Source organism: Enterobacter sp. SECR19-1250 (assembly GCF_013391025.1).
GTDB classification, from domain to species: domain Bacteria; phylum Pseudomonadota; class Gammaproteobacteria; order Enterobacterales; family Enterobacteriaceae; genus Enterobacter; species Enterobacter cloacae.
The window spans coordinates 59,548-73,554 of the sequence record NZ_JACASJ010000012.1 but is presented as its reverse complement, the minus strand read 5'-3'; the positions used below and the strand labels follow the sequence as shown (position 1 = coordinate 73,554).

Sequence of the window (14,007 nt, the reverse complement as noted above, 5' to 3'; positions counted from 1 at the left end):
TGGCGATTTAATACGCCATTATCATGCCTTCAGCCACCACAACAAGGGAAGACCCTCATGCATACAGTATTTATCTATACTGAGGATGTTCGCAGTGAGCGAGGGGGCCGCAGTTCTACCGGCGCAACGAAGTCCTGGCTGAAACGGGTGGTGCCGTCAGTGCCTTAACCCTCTGAAGTGAGCACACTGTGTTACGTCAATCGAGGTGCTGGCAACAGGCGGCGGAAAGGTACGCCAGCATCGTGCTCCTTTTTACCAAAAGGAGACGCGTATGAGCGTAGTGGATATGGTGATACTTATCCTCAAACTCATTGTTGCTGTTCTGCAACTGCTTGATGCTGTCCTGAAATACCTTCGGTGATTCAGGTTCAAGTCGCACCTGAGAGGGGCGGGCAACCGCCCCTCTTTAATAACGAGGGAATGCTATGTCGCGTCTGTTAATTGAACCCATCACGCCGGAAGAGCCCGGGTATATCGCGCTGAAAGCCGAAAGCATCGCGGCGAATTTCAATATGTTGCGCAGGCTGGAAGAGAACTGGCAGCGCGGTGAAAACCGCTTTAACGCGCCGGGTGAAAAGCTGCTGGGTGCCTTTTTAAACGGCAAGCTGGTGGGCGTCTGCGGCCTTAACCGCGATCCGTTCAGCCAGCAGCCGCGTGCCGGACGTATTCGCCATCTTTATGTCAGCGAGAAGTGCCGCGGTCAGGGCATTGGTAAACAGCTGTTAACGGTGGTGATGGCCGATGCCAGCATCTGGTTTGATTTCCTCAATACCCATGCACCCGATACGGCCTGCGGCTTCTACCGTCGGGCAGGCTTCAGGCTGGTGTCAGACGAGCCACGGGTTACCCATCGTCTCTTTTGCGCGGTGTAGCTGGCTGGCGACATCAGGTCGTGAATGTTACAGTTGAGTGACAATTCACCGCCAAAGACGCCATGACTATCTCCGTTTTCTGTATTTTGCTGTTCGCCGCACTGCTGCATGCCAGCTGGAACGCCATCGTCAAAGCCGGAACGGATAAGCTTTACTCGGCGATCAGCGTTAGCGGCTCCGCCACACTCATTGCGCTGGTTTTATTGCCATTTTCTCCTCAACCCTCCGTAGCCAGCTGGCCATTTTTAGTGGTCTCTTGCGCGCTGCAGGTGGTGTACACGGTACTGGTGGCGAAGACGTATCAGGTCTCAGACATGAGCCAGACCTATCCGCTGATGCGCGGAACAGCCCCACTGCTGGTGGCGCTGATCAGCGTGCTGGTGCTCGGGGATAGCCTCTCCTGGCTCGCCTGGGCGGGCATCGGAGTAATCTGCCTGTCGATCCTCGCGATGGCGATAAATGGCCGATTGCAGTCCCGCAAGGGGATTTGGCTGGCACTGCTGAACGCCTGCTTTATCGCCGGCTATACGCTGGTGGACGGAACGGGTGTACGTTTATCGGATACCGCGCTGGGCTATACGCTGTGGACCTTCTTTATGAACGGCTTCTGCCTGCTGTGCTGGGCAATTGTGGCGCGACGCCGCGAAGCTTCCAGCTACCTGCGTTTGCACTGGAAAAAGGGGTTGCTCGGCGGGGTGGGAACCATGGGCTCGTATGGCCTGGCCTTATGGGCGATGACGCAGGCTCCGCTGGCGGTTGTCGCTGCGCTGCGTGAAACCTCCATACTCTTCGGTGCGCTGATCGCATTTGTGCTTTTAAAAGAAAAGGTTGCCGGTCTGCGTATCGCTGCCGCGTTGGGTATTGCAGCCGGTGCGATCCTGCTGCGTCTGGCGTAATTCACTGGCAACATTAGTTGCCGTTCTTGTTTACAAAACCTGCCTTAATCCTCTTCTTCATTCATCATGACAATGCTTAATTTGTCATCTCATTGTGGTAGATTCCTCGCGCATTTATGGGAATGCGTAGTCACTTATTCTTCATTTTTCTCTTTTAGCAAAAGTATTCAGCGACATGAAAAAACAAAGGAACGTTAACTTATTGTTGATGCTGGTGTTACTGGTGGCCGTCGGTCAGATGGCGCAAACCATCTACATTCCGGCGATTGCCGACATGGCAAAGGAACTCAACGTCCGCGAGGGCGCGGTACAAAGCGTGATGGCCGCCTACCTGCTGACCTATGGCGTTTCGCAGCTGTTCTACGGGCCATTATCCGACCGCATTGGCCGCCGTCCGGTCATTCTGACCGGCATGTGCATTTTCATGGTCGCGACGGTGATTGCTATTACCACCCATAGCCTGACCGTACTAATTGCCGCCAGCGCGCTGCAGGGGGTAGGCACGGGCGTCGGTGGGGTGATGGCGCGTACCTTACCGCGCGATATGTATCAGGGCACGCAACTCCGCCATGCCAACAGCCTGTTGAATATGGGTATTCTGGTCAGCCCGCTGCTGGCACCGCTGATTGGCGGCCTGCTGGACACAATGTGGTCCTGGCGCGCCTGCTATGCCTTCCTGCTGGTGCTGTGCGTGATTGTCACCTTCAGCATGGCGCGCTGGATGCCGGAAACCCGTCCCCAGGACGCACCGCGCACGAAGCTTCTCGCCAGCTATAAAACGCTGTTCGGCAACGGGGCTTTTACTTGTTACCTGCTGATGCTGATCGGCGGTCTGGCGGGCATTGCGGTGTTCGAAGCCTGTTCTGGCGTACTGCTGGGAGCGGGGCTTGGCCTGAGCAGTATGGTGGTGAGTATTCTGTTTATCCTGCCGATCCCGGCGGCGTTCTTTGGAGCCTGGTTCGCCGGACGTCAAAACAAACGCTTCTCAACGCTGATGTGGCAGTCTGTTATCAGCTGCCTGCTGGCTGGCCTGATGATGTGGATCCCGGGTCTGTTTGGCGTAATGACCGTCTGGACGCTCCTGATCCCGGCGGCGCTGTTCTTCTTCGGCGCGGGGATGCTGTTCCCGCTTGCCACCAGCGGCGCCATGGAGCCGTTCCCGTTCCTCGCGGGTACGGCGGGTGCACTGGTGGGCGGTTTGCAAAACATCGGTTCCGGCGCGCTGGCCTGGCTCTCCGCCATGATGCCGCAAACCGGGCAGGCTAGTTTGGGTTTACTGATGACGCTGATGGGGCTACTGATTTTGCTGTGCTGGCTGCCGCTGGCGTCGCGTGTTCCCCACCACGAGCAGCCTGTTTAACCGCATGATGGCCCGGCTTCTCGCCGGGCTTTTCACACGCCGGGGCAATCATCGCCTCCAGCAGCGGCTCTGGCGCTGGCCGCCAGGCCCCCTCCTCTCCGTCATAAAACTGGAAATCGGCGTTAATCGCGTAGGGTATTTTCGCCTTTTGCAGCTCGCAGGCCATAAACGTGGCAAAGGCCATTTGCGACGCGGTGGGTGTAAAGCGGTTTGACTCCCCCACGCCCCAGCCCCCGACCCAGCTGACGTGTCCGGTTTTTTGTTGCCAGCGCAGCGCCGTCGCGATGCGATTGTGAATCGCCGCTTTCTCCGCCGCCGTACCGGAGGTCCACGGGTATTTGCCGTTATTTTTCAGCGGCCCCCAGGGGAAGATATGCCACTCCGCCAGCAGGAAGTTTTGGCTGTGCGCAGGCAGCTTGAGGCTGGGGAGAGCTTCGGGGGCCGCACGCAGGCGGGGAGCGATGAAGATCATCCGGTCCGCATCAATGCTGTGGATGACCTTGATGGTTTTTTCATACACCCGGTTGAGCGAGGCTGCGTTGTGGTTGAGCTTGTCCGCAGGCTCATAAATCAGGTCAAAGCCCAGCAGCGGCGAACGTTTGCCGAAATAGTGCGCCACGGCAATCCACCAGTCGGTAACCTCTTTTTCGTTATCGGCTTTCGGATCGTTTTTATAGCTGTCCGCCTGATACGCGATAATCGGGATCACGCCGTACTGCTCGCAGGCTTCCACCAGCTTACGCAGGTGGATCAGCCGTGCTTCGGTCGGCTCATCGGCCACGCGAATACGCACATGGCTGATGCCTTTCGCGCGAAAGTCGCGTACCACCAGCGGGTCGAATTCCCGTATCCCGCGCTCGGTGCGCGCCCAGTCCACGTCCATACCCACACCCAGCTTTTGTGCATAAAGCGCAGCCGTCAGCGGCGGCTCGGCGGCTATCGCCCAGCCGGAAGAGAGAAGTAACGCGGTCGCAATAAGAGGCTTTAACACGGCTTACCCTGGATAAATCAAAAGCATTACCTGTATTTAGCACGCTTTCTCGCATTTGGTGTAGCGTCAAAGCGTAATAATTCTTCAGCCTGCCAGTTCTCTTAGCCAGCCAATAAAAGCGTCAATTTTCGGCCACTGACGGCCGGTAAGCGTTGCGATGTAATAGTGCTGATGGCATTTGAGGGCCTTGTTGCCAAACGGGGCGATAAGCTCGCCCCGCTCAAGGCGCTTTTGCACCAGCCGCTTTCTCCCCATCGCCACGCCCACATGATTCATGGCTGCCACTATCGCTAAATCGGAACGATCGAAGCCAATACCCGATGATGACGGCATATTCATCGCAAAATGCTGCGCCCAGCTGAGCCACTCATCCGTACCGGAATCATTACTCCAGGCCTGACGGTCGTGCAGTAACGTGCAGTGGCTGAGGTTATCGGGGTTTTTCAACAGCGCATGCTCGCGAGCATATGCGGGCGAGCAGACGGGCAAAATCTCCTCGTCCATCAAGAAATGATGAGAAAGGTAGTTTGGCGGCGTATCGTCGAAATAGATGGCCAGATCGATGCCGGTTCGCTGCATATTGACGTACTCATTGCCGGTGAGAATGGTGAGAGATATCGACGGATAACGGCGGGTAAAATCCCCCAGCATGGGGACGAGCCAGCACAGGGCGATTGACGGCCGGGAATACACCGTCAGCGTACCGGACAGCGCCTGGTTTTTAATATCCAGGATCTCCTGATTCAGGGTGTCGAGGGATGATTTTAGGGTCCAGTAAACGCGCTTTCCCTCCTGCGTCAGCTCAACTTTACGGTGCGAGCGGACAAACAGCTGAATGCCCAGCTCCTCTTCCAGCAGGTTGATGCGGTGGCTCACCGCGCTGGGGCTGAGCGACAGTTCCGCCGCCGCCAGCGCGAAGGATTCATGCCGGGCAGCCACTTCAAAAGTGTACATCTTTGACAGTTGCCAGCCATTTAGCAGCCGGTTTCTGACTTCATTCGCATCGGTCATCACAATTCTCACACGTTATTTCTGCGCCCAGCATACCGCCCAGGCATGAATTTATGTGAACCAACAGCGAAATAAGTGCGCTTTTTTGAGTTCAGTCACTCAGTTGATCCAATCTGGCTCACCTGAACGGCAATTTTTATCGTTTGTCAGCTCACGCCGTTTTTTCGTCCAATACCCACAGATGACATAAGGGTGAGGTGAGATATGGGATCGCCGGTCTGGGTTGTGGTAACGCTGCTTGTCAGCATTGTGTTGATTGTTTTAACCATCGTAAAACTGAAGTTTCACCCGTTCCTTGCGCTGCTGCTGCCGCTCTACCCGAACGTAAGCCCGGAGATCATCAGCATTGCCATCGGTTCCGGCGCTATTGGCTGCACGATCGTGACCGATTCGCTCTTCTGGCTGGTCAAGCAATACTGCGGCGCGACCCTGAATGAGACCTTCAAATACTATACGACGGCGACGTTTATCGCCTCGGTGCTTGCACTTGGCGGCACATTCCTGCTTTCTTTCATTATCTGAGCGCGACGAGACGTATTATGGAAAACGCAACTATCACTGCTTTAACCGCACAGTTTCCTCTGGTTGAGGATCTGATGGCTCTGAAAGAGACAACGTGGCTTAACCCACGAACCACTTCGCTTGCAGAAGGGTTGCCCTATGTCGGGCTGACCAAAGCCGACGTGGACGACGCGCATGCGCGTCTCAACCGCTTCGCGCCATATCTGGCGAAAGCCTTCCCGGAAACCGCGGCAACGGGCGGGATTATCGAATCTGAGCTGGTTGCTATTCCGGCCATGAAAAAACGGCTGGAGAGAGAATCTGGCAAGGCTCTTCCCGGAACGCTGCTGCTGAAAAAAGACAGTCATCTGCCCATCTCCGGCTCGATTAAAGCGCGCGGCGGCATCTACGAGGTGCTGACCCACGCGGAAAAACTGGCGCTGGAAGCGGGATTGCTGAGCACTGAAGATGACTACAGCATCCTGCTGGAACCGCGCTTTAAAGACTTCTTTAGCCAGTACAGCATTGCGGTGGGTTCAACCGGCAACCTGGGAATGTCCATCGGCATCATGAGCGCACGCATCGGCTTTAAGGTGACGGTACATATGTCCGCCGACGCCCGCGAGTGGAAGAAAGCCAAACTGCGCAGCCATGGCGTTACCGTCGTGGAATATGAGCAGGATTATGGCGTGGCGGTGGAACAAGGGCGAAAAGCGGCGGAAAACGACCCGAACTGCTTCTTTATCGACGATGAAAACTCCCGCACCCTGTTCCTGGGCTATGCCGTTGCCGGCGAGCGCCTGAAGGCGCAGTTTGCCGAACAGGGCCGTGTGGTGGATGCAGAGCACCCGCTGTATGTCTATCTGCCGTGCGGCGTTGGCGGGGGGCCTGGCGGTGTGGCGTTTGGTCTGAAGCTGGCGTTTGGCGACAACGTTCACTGCTTCTTTGCCGAGCCCACGCACTCCCCATGCATGCTGCTGGGGGTTTATACCGGCCTGCACGATGAGATTGCCGTGCAGGATCTGGGTATCGACAACGTGACGGCAGCGGACGGGCTGGCGGTCGGACGCGCGTCGGGCTTCGTCGGCCGCGCGATGGAACGTCTGCTCGACGGGTTCTATACCCTTTCCGATCAAAGCATGTACGACATGCTCGGCTGGCTGGCGCAGGAGGAAGGGATTCGTCTGGAGCCATCGGCGCTGGCGGGCATGGCCGGGCCGCTGCGTGTTCAGGCTGATGCCAACGTCACCCATCTGGTGTGGGCGACCGGCGGCGGCATGGTGCCGGAAGACGAGATGGCGAAGTATTTAGCAAAAGGCCGTTAACCGTAGGCCCGGTAAGGCGCAGCCGCCACCGGGCTTATAAGCTCACAATTTGCTGAATGTGTGTAATTGCAAAGAGTAAAGACAGAGACAGTACAGCCAACGCAATCAGGAACTTATCCCGCACCGCCTTCGGCTGCACAAAATCGTCCTGCGCCACGTCCATCACGTTACGGCTGCGGGTATAGCGCCATAAAATGATGGCCACCAGCGCCAGCACAACCAGTGAGATCCAGAAGGGCACTCCCGTGCGGTGCCAGTTGTGCTTAATCGCCAGGGCAATCAGCGCGCCATACCCCAGCAGCGTACGCAGCCACGCCAGCGACGTCCGCTCCGGCTGCAGGCCGGGGTCCGCTTCGCGTCGCGCTTTGCGGCTATCCGCCATAGAACACCAGTACCATCACCACGCCCGCCACCGTCAGCAAAATCGCACTGATAATCAGCAACCCGCGCGTATAGGGCAGATCCTGCTTCAGGCGCATCGCCTTTTCGTTACGCAGCCAGCGCAGATAGCCGTAAATCGCCAGTACGCCCGCAAACAGGCACAGCAGCAGCGCCAGCACTTCACGAATAAACGGCGTGGCGAAATCGGGCGCGAGCTGATCAAGACCGACGCCGGCGGCCAGAAAGCCCAGCGCGGTACGGATCCACGCCAGATATGTACGTTCATTGGCCAGCGAGAAGCGGTAGTCCGGGGCTTCACCGAGGCGGGAAATTTTCATGAAGGCTCCTTGTCATGCTGCAGGCAGGCTTCAGCATAGCGTAAATCGGCCAGGACAAGGAGACCGGCATCAGGCGATGCCGGTCAGGAGAGTTAATGCAGCTCTGGCCAGTAATCCTTATTGGCCTCGATCAGGTCATCCAGAATCGCTTTCGCGACCGACGCGCTCGGTACGGTTTTTGACAGGGTGATTGCCTGCCAGAGTTTCTGGTACGAGCGTTGCTCCCAGGCATCCACCACCAGTTTTTCCACCGCCACCTGCTGGCTCATCAGCCCTTTCTGGAAGTGCGGGATATCGCCCACGGTGAGAGGCTCCGGCCCGTTATGGCCCACCAGACACGGAATTTCCACCATCGCGTCGGCATCAAAGTTATGAATGGCCCCGTTGTTTGGCACAATCAGCAGCATCCGCTCCTGGGTATTAAAGGCAATCGCCGTCGCCAGATCGACGATGTACGAGGCATGTTCGTCAATCTCCAGCTCCCCGGCAGAGGATTTTCCGGCTTCTATAATCGCCCGGCACGAACTGAATACATGCTTCTCACGGTGATCCATAACTTCATTGGCGCGGGTCCGCTCCGGGTTGGCGTGCGCGACCACGTAGTCCGGGAACAGGTAATACTTCAGATAGGTGTTTGGCATGGTATCTGGATCGAGCGCCTGCACGTCTTTGGCTTTGGCGAAGGTATCGTTCCAGCTCGCTTCGGTATGCGCATCTTCCGAAGGCGGAACATAGCCGTGTTTCGCCACGTATTCGCGCAGTTTCGGCATCAGATCGTTACCGTTCAGATCTTCAATCGATGTCCACCAGCCGAAGTGGTTCAGGCCGTAGTAACGCACGCGCATCTGTTTGCGGTCTTTCAGGCCGACAATCTGCGCCATGCGCCCTTCAATACCGATTGGCATATCGCAGATGTTGAGAATTTTGGCATGCGGACGCAGACGGCGCGTCGCTTCCGCCACAATCGCCGCCGGGTTGGAGTAGTTCAGCATCCACGCGTTCGGGGAGTACTGCTCCATATAATCCACCAGTTCCAGTACGCCGCCGATGGAGCGCATGCCGTAAGAGATCCCACCCGGGCCGCAGGTTTCCTGACCCAGCACACCGTGACGCAGCGGAATTTTCTCGTCTTTTTCGCGCATCGGGTATTTGCCCACGCGGATGTGCGCCATCACGAAATCCACATCGGTAAACGCCGCTTTTGGATCGGTGGTGTAACTAAACTCAATTTCCGGTGCCTGTTCCTTAAGGATAATTTTGCACGCCTCGGCGATGGTTTCCTGACGTGCACCATCGTTGTCATAAAACTTCAGGGCACGCAGCGGGAAACGGTCACGGTTGGCTAACAGCATCAGGACGATACCAGGCGTAAAGGTGCTGCCGCCGCCTGCAATGACAACTGAGAATTTTTTCATGATATAGCCTCTGTCAGGGTGGTTTGTTCATTCGTTAAAGGGGTTTTCATCAGCGATTCCAGCTGGTCGCGCACCTGCGGAACGTGCAGGCCAACGATCACCTGTATGCCGTTGCCGCGTCGCACTACGCCGTGTGCGCCGAGGGCTTTGAACACCTCATCGCTTTGGGTTTGCGCCATGTCGACCAGCGCGATACGCAAGCGGGTGGCGCAGTTGTTGATGCTTTCGATGTTGGCCGCGCCGCCCAGCGCCTGCAGGAATCCGGCGGCTTGGCCGACCTGCTGGCTGGCGGCAGCCGGGGCGGTGGTTTGCCCGCGCGCCGCCTTATAGTCGGCCTTGCTGTAGAGTTTGATTTCACTCTCTTCACGACCCGGGGTTTTGAGGTTTAGACGCTCAATCAGCGTTTTGAAGACCACGAAGTAAAGGCCGGTAAAGCAGACGCCGATGCCGATCTGGGTGAATACCGTTGAAGCGTGGTTATGGAACATGGGGATCCAGTTTTGCGGCAGGAACTGGTCCAGCAGGCCACCGCCCATATTGCCCACCACGCCAAAGGTGTACATCACCGTCGCCATGGTGGCCGCCAGCACGGCGTGAATGGCAAACAGCAACGGCGAGATAAACAGGAAAGTAAATTCCAGCGGTTCGGTAATCCCCACCAGCACGGCGGTAAGCGTGGCCGGGATCAGCAGGCCCGCGACCTTGACGCGGTTTTCTGGTGAGGCTGTGTACCAGATCGCCAGCGCAATCCCGACCGATCCAAACACCTTAGCGTTACCGTGCAGCGCGAAACCACCTTCCGGGAACAGGGTTTTCAGCGGCAGCGTGCTCTGGCTGAACGCCTGAAGATGCTGCGCCCAGTAGACCTGAATCCCGCCCTCAACGGCGGCCGGGCCAAAGATAAACGGACCGTAGACGAAGTGGTGCAGCCCGGTTGGGATCAGAATGCGTTCCAGGAAGGTATACACCCAGACACCGAGCGCACCGGCGGAGCGTAAGAACGCCTGCAGGGACTCAATGCCCATCTGCACTTTCGGCCAACCCAGCAGCGTCAGCCAGGCGCAGGGGATCATGACGAAAAAAGCGATAATCACCACAAACGAGGTGCCCTGGAAAATGCCCAGGAAAACCGGCAGTGGTTTCTCGAAAAAGCGGTTATGGATCGCAGTGACAATACCGGAAATCGCAATCGCCCCAATAATGCTGGTATCAAGGGTTTTGATCCCGGCAATCATCGCCAGCCCGCTACCCGCCGTCGGTTCGGCGGAAAAGTCGACGCCAAAGAAGTGGCCCCAGGTCATCCCCATCGCGTTGATGAAGTAGTTCCAGGTCAGGAAGCTGATCAGCACCGCCAGACAGGCGCGGCCCTGCGCCTGTTTCGCCAGACCAATCGGTAAGCCAACGGCAAAAATCAACGGCATATTGCGGAATACCGCCCAGCCGCCCTCTTCAATGATGTGCACGATCTGCGCGAACAGATTATCAGGAGCCGTTAAGGCTTCGCCCACGAAAAGCGGATTGCGAAGCATGATGGCGATTCCCACCACGATCCCGGCAAAGGGAAACAGCAACACCGGGGTAAACATGGCACCACCAAAACGTTGTATTTGACTGAGCATCTTTAAATCCTCACGTAACAACCTGTAGGGGAGAGAGGCCTTTATGGTTTTGTGCTGGCCTGAGGTGAGCATAAGAAGTTACTGATGCGCGAACATGGCGTGCCGCTGCGATTCGTGATCGCATTCATGGTTTTATTTTGACCAATCAGGTCTACTTTTCGCTGTAAATATGGACATGTCAGGATGCAATCCACGCCCTGATACGGGCAGAGAGGTCTACTGGTGATCTACAAATCCATTGCCGACCGATTACGGCTACGGCTGAATTCATCGGACTACAACATCGGCAGCCCCATTCCGGGAGAGAAAGCGCTGGCGCAGGAGTTTGGCGTGGCGCGCATGACCATTCGCAAGGCGCTGGATCTGCTGGTGAGCTGGGGGCTGGTTGAGCGGCGGCACGGCAGCGGGACGTTTGTAGCACGCAAATATGTGCACCATGAAACCACCAACCTCACCGGGCTGGTGGAGGTACTGCGTCAGCAGGGCAAAGAGGTACAGAGCAAGGTGTTGCAGTTTGAAGTGATGCCCGCCCCGCCCGCCATCGCCAGCCAGCTGCGGATCCAGGTGGATGAGCGGATCTACTTTTCCCGCCGGGTGCGCTACGTGGACGGAAAACCGCTGATGCTGGAGGACAGCTTTATGCCCGTGAAGCTGTTTCGCAACCTCTCGCTGGCGCATCTGGAAGGGTCAAAGTTTGATTACATCGAGAAGGAGTGCGGAATTACAATCAGCGGCAATTACGAGAGCCTGACGCCGGTACTGGCCGATAAACAACTCGCTGGTTACATGAACCTGCCGGAGCAAACGCCGCTGCTGCGCATTACCTCTCTCTCCTACAGCGACAGCGGCGAGTTCCTTAACTATTCCGTGATGTTCCGAAATACCAGTGATTACCAGGTGGACTACCATCTGCGGCGCATCCACCCGGACGACCTGCTAACTCATCCCCCAGAACAGCACCGCCAGTAGCTGCGGGGTGATGATGCGCAGGAACATGACCAGCGGATAGACCGTAGCGTACGACAGCGCCGCCGCGCCGCTGGTGGCGTGCAGGCTATTGGCAAAGGCCAGCGCCGGTGGATCCGTCATCGACCCCGCCAGCATGCCGCACAGCGTCAGATAGTTCATTTTAGCGAACATTCGCGCCAGTATGCCGACCGTCAGCAGCGGGATCGCGGTGATGACGATGCCGTAGCCGACCCAACTCATCCCTTCCCCCCTGACCAGGGTATCGACAAAATCGCCACCGGATTTTAGCCCGACGACCGCCAGAAACAGCACAATGCCCAGCTCGCGCAGCGCCAGGTTGGCGCTCGGCGGCATAAACCAGTAGAGCTTACCGACACAGCCGATTCGCCCGAGGATCAGCGCCATAATCAGCGGCCCACCCGCCAGACCCAGCTTGAGGGCCACCGGGAACCCCGGTATATACAGCGGAATGGAGCCAAGCAGCACGCCCAGCCCGATACCGATAAACACCGGCAGCATTTGGACCTGCTGCAGTTTTTGCTGAGCGTTACCGACCATATCCGCCACGGCGTCAATGGACGACGGACGCCCGACCAGGTTAAGAATATCGCCGAACTGCAGGCTGGCTTCCGGGCTGGCGACCAGTTCAACACCGGCGCGATTGAGACGAGAGATAACCACGTCGTAACGTTCTTTTACCTGCAGATCGCGTATTTTCTTGCCCAGAACGTGCTCGTTAGTTACCACCACACGCTCCACGCGCATGTCGGTGCCGCGGGTAGAGAGCGAGGTATCCACTTCCTGACCAATCACCAGCCGCGCGTTGTTTAAATCTCCGGGCTGCCCGACAAGGTGCAGCAGATCGCCTTGCCGGATAATGGTGCCAGGTGCGGGCACCATCAGCATCTCGTCACGTTTAAGGCGCGAGCAGATGATATTGGCGCTGTTCAGGATCGGCACGTCCTGAATCGCCATGTTGTTCAGATTGGGGTTATCGACGCGGATGTTGATGGTTTTGATCGGCATATGGCCGTTGGTAAGCGTGGTTTCGTGGTCCTTCGCCTCTTTGTCGACGTTAATGCGAAAGAGCACCCGAACCAGCCACATGGAGAGCAGAATGCCGCAAATCCCGAACGGATAAGCCATGGCGTAGCTCATCCCCATCTGGTCGACAATGCCGGGTTCGATACCTAAATCGCGCAGGATTTGCTGGCCCGCCCCCAACGCGGGCGTGTTAGTCACGGCCCCGGAGAAAATGCCCAGCACCACGGGCAGCGGAATTGCGAAGAGTTTATGCAGGATAGCGGTGACCAGCCCGCCCATTACGACGATGCCGAGGGCAAACAGATTGAGGCGTAATCCGGAAACCCGCAATGAGGCGAAAAAGCCCGGCCCGACCTGAATGCCGATAGTATAGACGAAGAGGATCAGGCCGAACTCCTGCGTAAAGTGGAGCATATCGGCGCTGAGAACCAGCCCGAGTTTGTCAGCAAAGTGCCCGACAAAAATGCCGCCAAACAGCACCCCACCGATCCCAAACCCGACGCCACGGATTTTGATGTTGCCAATCCATAATCCAACAACAGCGACCAGGGCCAACACGCTGACGGTTAACGCGATATCACTCATGATCTACTTCCTTGCATAACCTTAGTTATGTTAAGGATTCTCTCAGAGGTAAAGGGCGTTGTATGGGTGATGGCGCACAAAAAAGCCCTGCCGGGGCAGGGCTTTAACTTTTCACCCTCTCCCTGTGGGAGAGGGCTGGGGTGAGGGCACCAGCCCGCACAGCATTAACTGTTCAGCGCCGGCCGCTCGCTAATGGCGATACGCTGTGGCGCGATGGCTTCCGGCACGTTACGGACCAGGTCAATATGCAGCAACCCGTTGGTAAAGGTCGCGCCGGAGACTTCCATATGATCTGCCAGGGTAAAGCTCAGGCTAAATGGCTGGGTCACCAGCCCCTGATGCAGCCATTTGGTCTCGGTTTCTTGTTTTTCCGGCGACCCTTTCACGGTCAGACGCGTGCCTTCGAGCTGGATATCCAGATCGTCCTGGCGGAACCCGGCCAGCGCCAGCGTGATGCGATAGTGGTTATCGTCGCTTTTTTCGATGTTATACGGCGGAAACGTCTGATGCTCAGTGGTGCTTTGCAGGGCGTTAGCCAGTTTGTCAAAACCAATCCACTGACGCAGCAGGGGGGATAAATCGTAGTTACGCATACTAAATCTCCTTCTGAGAAGCGAGTTCGGCACAGTTTATTTTTGTGCACAGTTGTTCCTGCAAATCCTTGTGGATTCGCATATGCTCCCGGTTCGGCAAGCAATTC

At 57.0% G+C, this 14,007-nt stretch carries 14 protein-coding genes and 1 pseudogene; 7 read left to right on the top strand and 8 right to left on the bottom strand.

The window, feature by feature from the left end; all coding sequences use genetic code 11:
- Positions 1-271: 271 nt before the first annotated feature.
- The 4 genes from tisB to emrD all read left to right on the top strand — a co-directional run bounded on the left by tisB (position 272) and on the right by emrD (position 3,128).
- On the top strand, positions 272-361 hold the full coding sequence (gene tisB, locus HX884_RS05385; RefSeq protein WP_020684667.1) for a type I toxin-antitoxin system toxin TisB: 90 nt from the start codon (positions 272-274) through the stop codon (positions 359-361).
- Between the two features lie 64 nt (positions 362-425).
- On the top strand, positions 426-872 hold the full coding sequence (locus HX884_RS05380) for a GNAT family N-acetyltransferase (RefSeq protein WP_178327802.1): 447 nt from the start codon (positions 426-428) through the stop codon (positions 870-872).
- A gap of 62 nt (positions 873-934) precedes the next feature.
- On the top strand, positions 935-1,768 hold the full coding sequence (locus tag HX884_RS05375; RefSeq protein WP_155022516.1) for an EamA family transporter: 834 nt from the start codon (positions 935-937) through the stop codon (positions 1,766-1,768).
- A 175-nt stretch (positions 1,769-1,943) separates the two neighbouring features.
- The gene (emrD, locus tag HX884_RS05370; protein WP_023620624.1) at positions 1,944-3,128 is read left to right on the top strand and encodes a multidrug efflux MFS transporter EmrD; all 1,185 of its coding nucleotides are present in this window, start codon (positions 1,944-1,946) and stop codon (positions 3,126-3,128) included.
- Here emrD and HX884_RS05365 read toward each other — a convergent pair.
- Both HX884_RS05365 and dsdC read right to left on the bottom strand, forming a co-directional pair.
- Positions 3,031-4,119, bottom strand: coding sequence for a glycoside hydrolase family 5 protein (locus HX884_RS05365; RefSeq protein WP_178327801.1), 1,089 nt, complete (start codon positions 4,117-4,119; stop codon positions 3,031-3,033). The genes emrD and HX884_RS05365 overlap by 98 nt on opposite strands.
- Before the next feature lie 84 nt (positions 4,120-4,203).
- Entirely contained in the window at positions 4,204-5,130 is a 927-nt protein-coding gene (dsdC, locus tag HX884_RS05360) for a DNA-binding transcriptional regulator DsdC (protein ID WP_178327803.1), read from the bottom strand.
- Positions 5,131-5,427: 297 nt separating this feature from the next.
- On the opposite strand from dsdC, the pseudogene HX884_RS05355 reads away from it, so the two are divergent.
- Positions 5,428-5,652 (top strand): annotated as a pseudogene (locus HX884_RS05355) (DsdX permease); the annotation flags it as partial.
- 17 nt (positions 5,653-5,669) lie between these two features.
- On the top strand, positions 5,670-6,956 hold the full coding sequence (gene dsdA / locus HX884_RS05350; protein WP_178327799.1) for a D-serine ammonia-lyase: 1,287 nt from the start codon (positions 5,670-5,672) through the stop codon (positions 6,954-6,956).
- Between the two features lie 34 nt (positions 6,957-6,990).
- On the opposite strand, the gene HX884_RS05345 is transcribed toward dsdA, so the two are convergent.
- From HX884_RS05345 to HX884_RS05330, 4 genes are all read right to left on the bottom strand, one after another.
- Entirely contained in the window at positions 6,991-7,338 is a 348-nt protein-coding gene (locus HX884_RS05345) for a DUF202 domain-containing protein (protein ID WP_014830046.1), read from the bottom strand.
- Entirely contained in the window at positions 7,328-7,675 is a 348-nt protein-coding gene (locus HX884_RS05340) for a YidH family protein (protein WP_178327798.1), read from the bottom strand. Before HX884_RS05340 ends, HX884_RS05345 begins: the two co-directional genes overlap by 11 nt.
- 92 nt (positions 7,676-7,767) lie before the next feature.
- Positions 7,768-9,090: a 6-phospho-alpha-glucosidase gene (locus HX884_RS05335; protein WP_013094794.1), complete on the bottom strand. Its 1,323-nt coding sequence runs from the start codon at positions 9,088-9,090 to the stop codon at positions 7,768-7,770.
- Positions 9,087-10,709, bottom strand: coding sequence for an alpha-glucoside-specific PTS transporter subunit IIBC (locus HX884_RS05330; RefSeq protein ID WP_013094793.1), 1,623 nt, complete (start codon positions 10,707-10,709; stop codon positions 9,087-9,089). The genes HX884_RS05335 and HX884_RS05330 overlap by 4 nt, the downstream gene beginning before the upstream one ends.
- A gap of 222 nt (positions 10,710-10,931) precedes the next feature.
- Here HX884_RS05330 and HX884_RS05325 point away from each other — a divergent pair, with 222 nt between their 5' ends.
- The gene (locus HX884_RS05325) at positions 10,932-11,678 is read left to right on the top strand and encodes a GntR family transcriptional regulator (RefSeq protein ID WP_178327797.1); all 747 of its coding nucleotides are present in this window, start codon (positions 10,932-10,934) and stop codon (positions 11,676-11,678) included.
- Here the strand turns inward: HX884_RS05325 and HX884_RS05320 are convergent.
- On the bottom strand, positions 11,646-13,307 hold the full coding sequence (locus tag HX884_RS05320) for a putative transporter (protein WP_178327796.1): 1,662 nt from the start codon (positions 13,305-13,307) through the stop codon (positions 11,646-11,648). The two genes, HX884_RS05325 and HX884_RS05320, sit on opposite strands and share 33 nt — an antisense overlap.
- Positions 13,308-13,471: 164 nt before the next feature.
- Positions 13,472-13,900: a small heat shock chaperone IbpB gene (ibpB, locus tag HX884_RS05315; RefSeq protein WP_013094790.1), complete on the bottom strand. Its 429-nt coding sequence runs from the start codon at positions 13,898-13,900 to the stop codon at positions 13,472-13,474.
- Positions 13,901-14,007: the final 107 nt, after the last annotated feature.

Coding starts and splice junctions, on each gene's coding strand:
- tisB (WP_020684667.1), top strand. CDS start 272: ATGAGCGTAGTGGATATGGTGATACTTATCCTCAAACTCATTGTTGCT.
- HX884_RS05380 (WP_178327802.1), top strand. CDS start 426: ATGTCGCGTCTGTTAATTGAACCCATCACGCCGGAAGAGCCCGGGTAT.
- HX884_RS05375 (WP_155022516.1), top strand. CDS start 935: ATGACTATCTCCGTTTTCTGTATTTTGCTGTTCGCCGCACTGCTGCAT.
- emrD (WP_023620624.1), top strand. CDS start 1,944: ATGAAAAAACAAAGGAACGTTAACTTATTGTTGATGCTGGTGTTACTG.
- dsdC (WP_178327803.1), bottom strand. CDS start 5,130: ATGACCGATGCGAATGAAGTCAGAAACCGGCTGCTAAATGGCTGGCAA.
- dsdA (WP_178327799.1), top strand. CDS start 5,670: ATGGAAAACGCAACTATCACTGCTTTAACCGCACAGTTTCCTCTGGTT.
- HX884_RS05345 (WP_014830046.1), bottom strand. CDS start 7,338: ATGGCGGATAGCCGCAAAGCGCGACGCGAAGCGGACCCCGGCCTGCAG.
- HX884_RS05340 (WP_178327798.1), bottom strand. CDS start 7,675: ATGAAAATTTCCCGCCTCGGTGAAGCCCCGGACTACCGCTTCTCGCTG.
- HX884_RS05335 (WP_013094794.1), bottom strand. CDS start 9,090: ATGAAAAAATTCTCAGTTGTCATTGCAGGCGGCGGCAGCACCTTTACG.
- HX884_RS05330 (WP_013094793.1), bottom strand. CDS start 10,709: ATGCTCAGTCAAATACAACGTTTTGGTGGTGCCATGTTTACCCCGGTG.
- HX884_RS05320 (WP_178327796.1), bottom strand. CDS start 13,307: ATGAGTGATATCGCGTTAACCGTCAGCGTGTTGGCCCTGGTCGCTGTT.
- ibpB (WP_013094790.1), bottom strand. CDS start 13,900: ATGCGTAACTACGATTTATCCCCCCTGCTGCGTCAGTGGATTGGTTTT.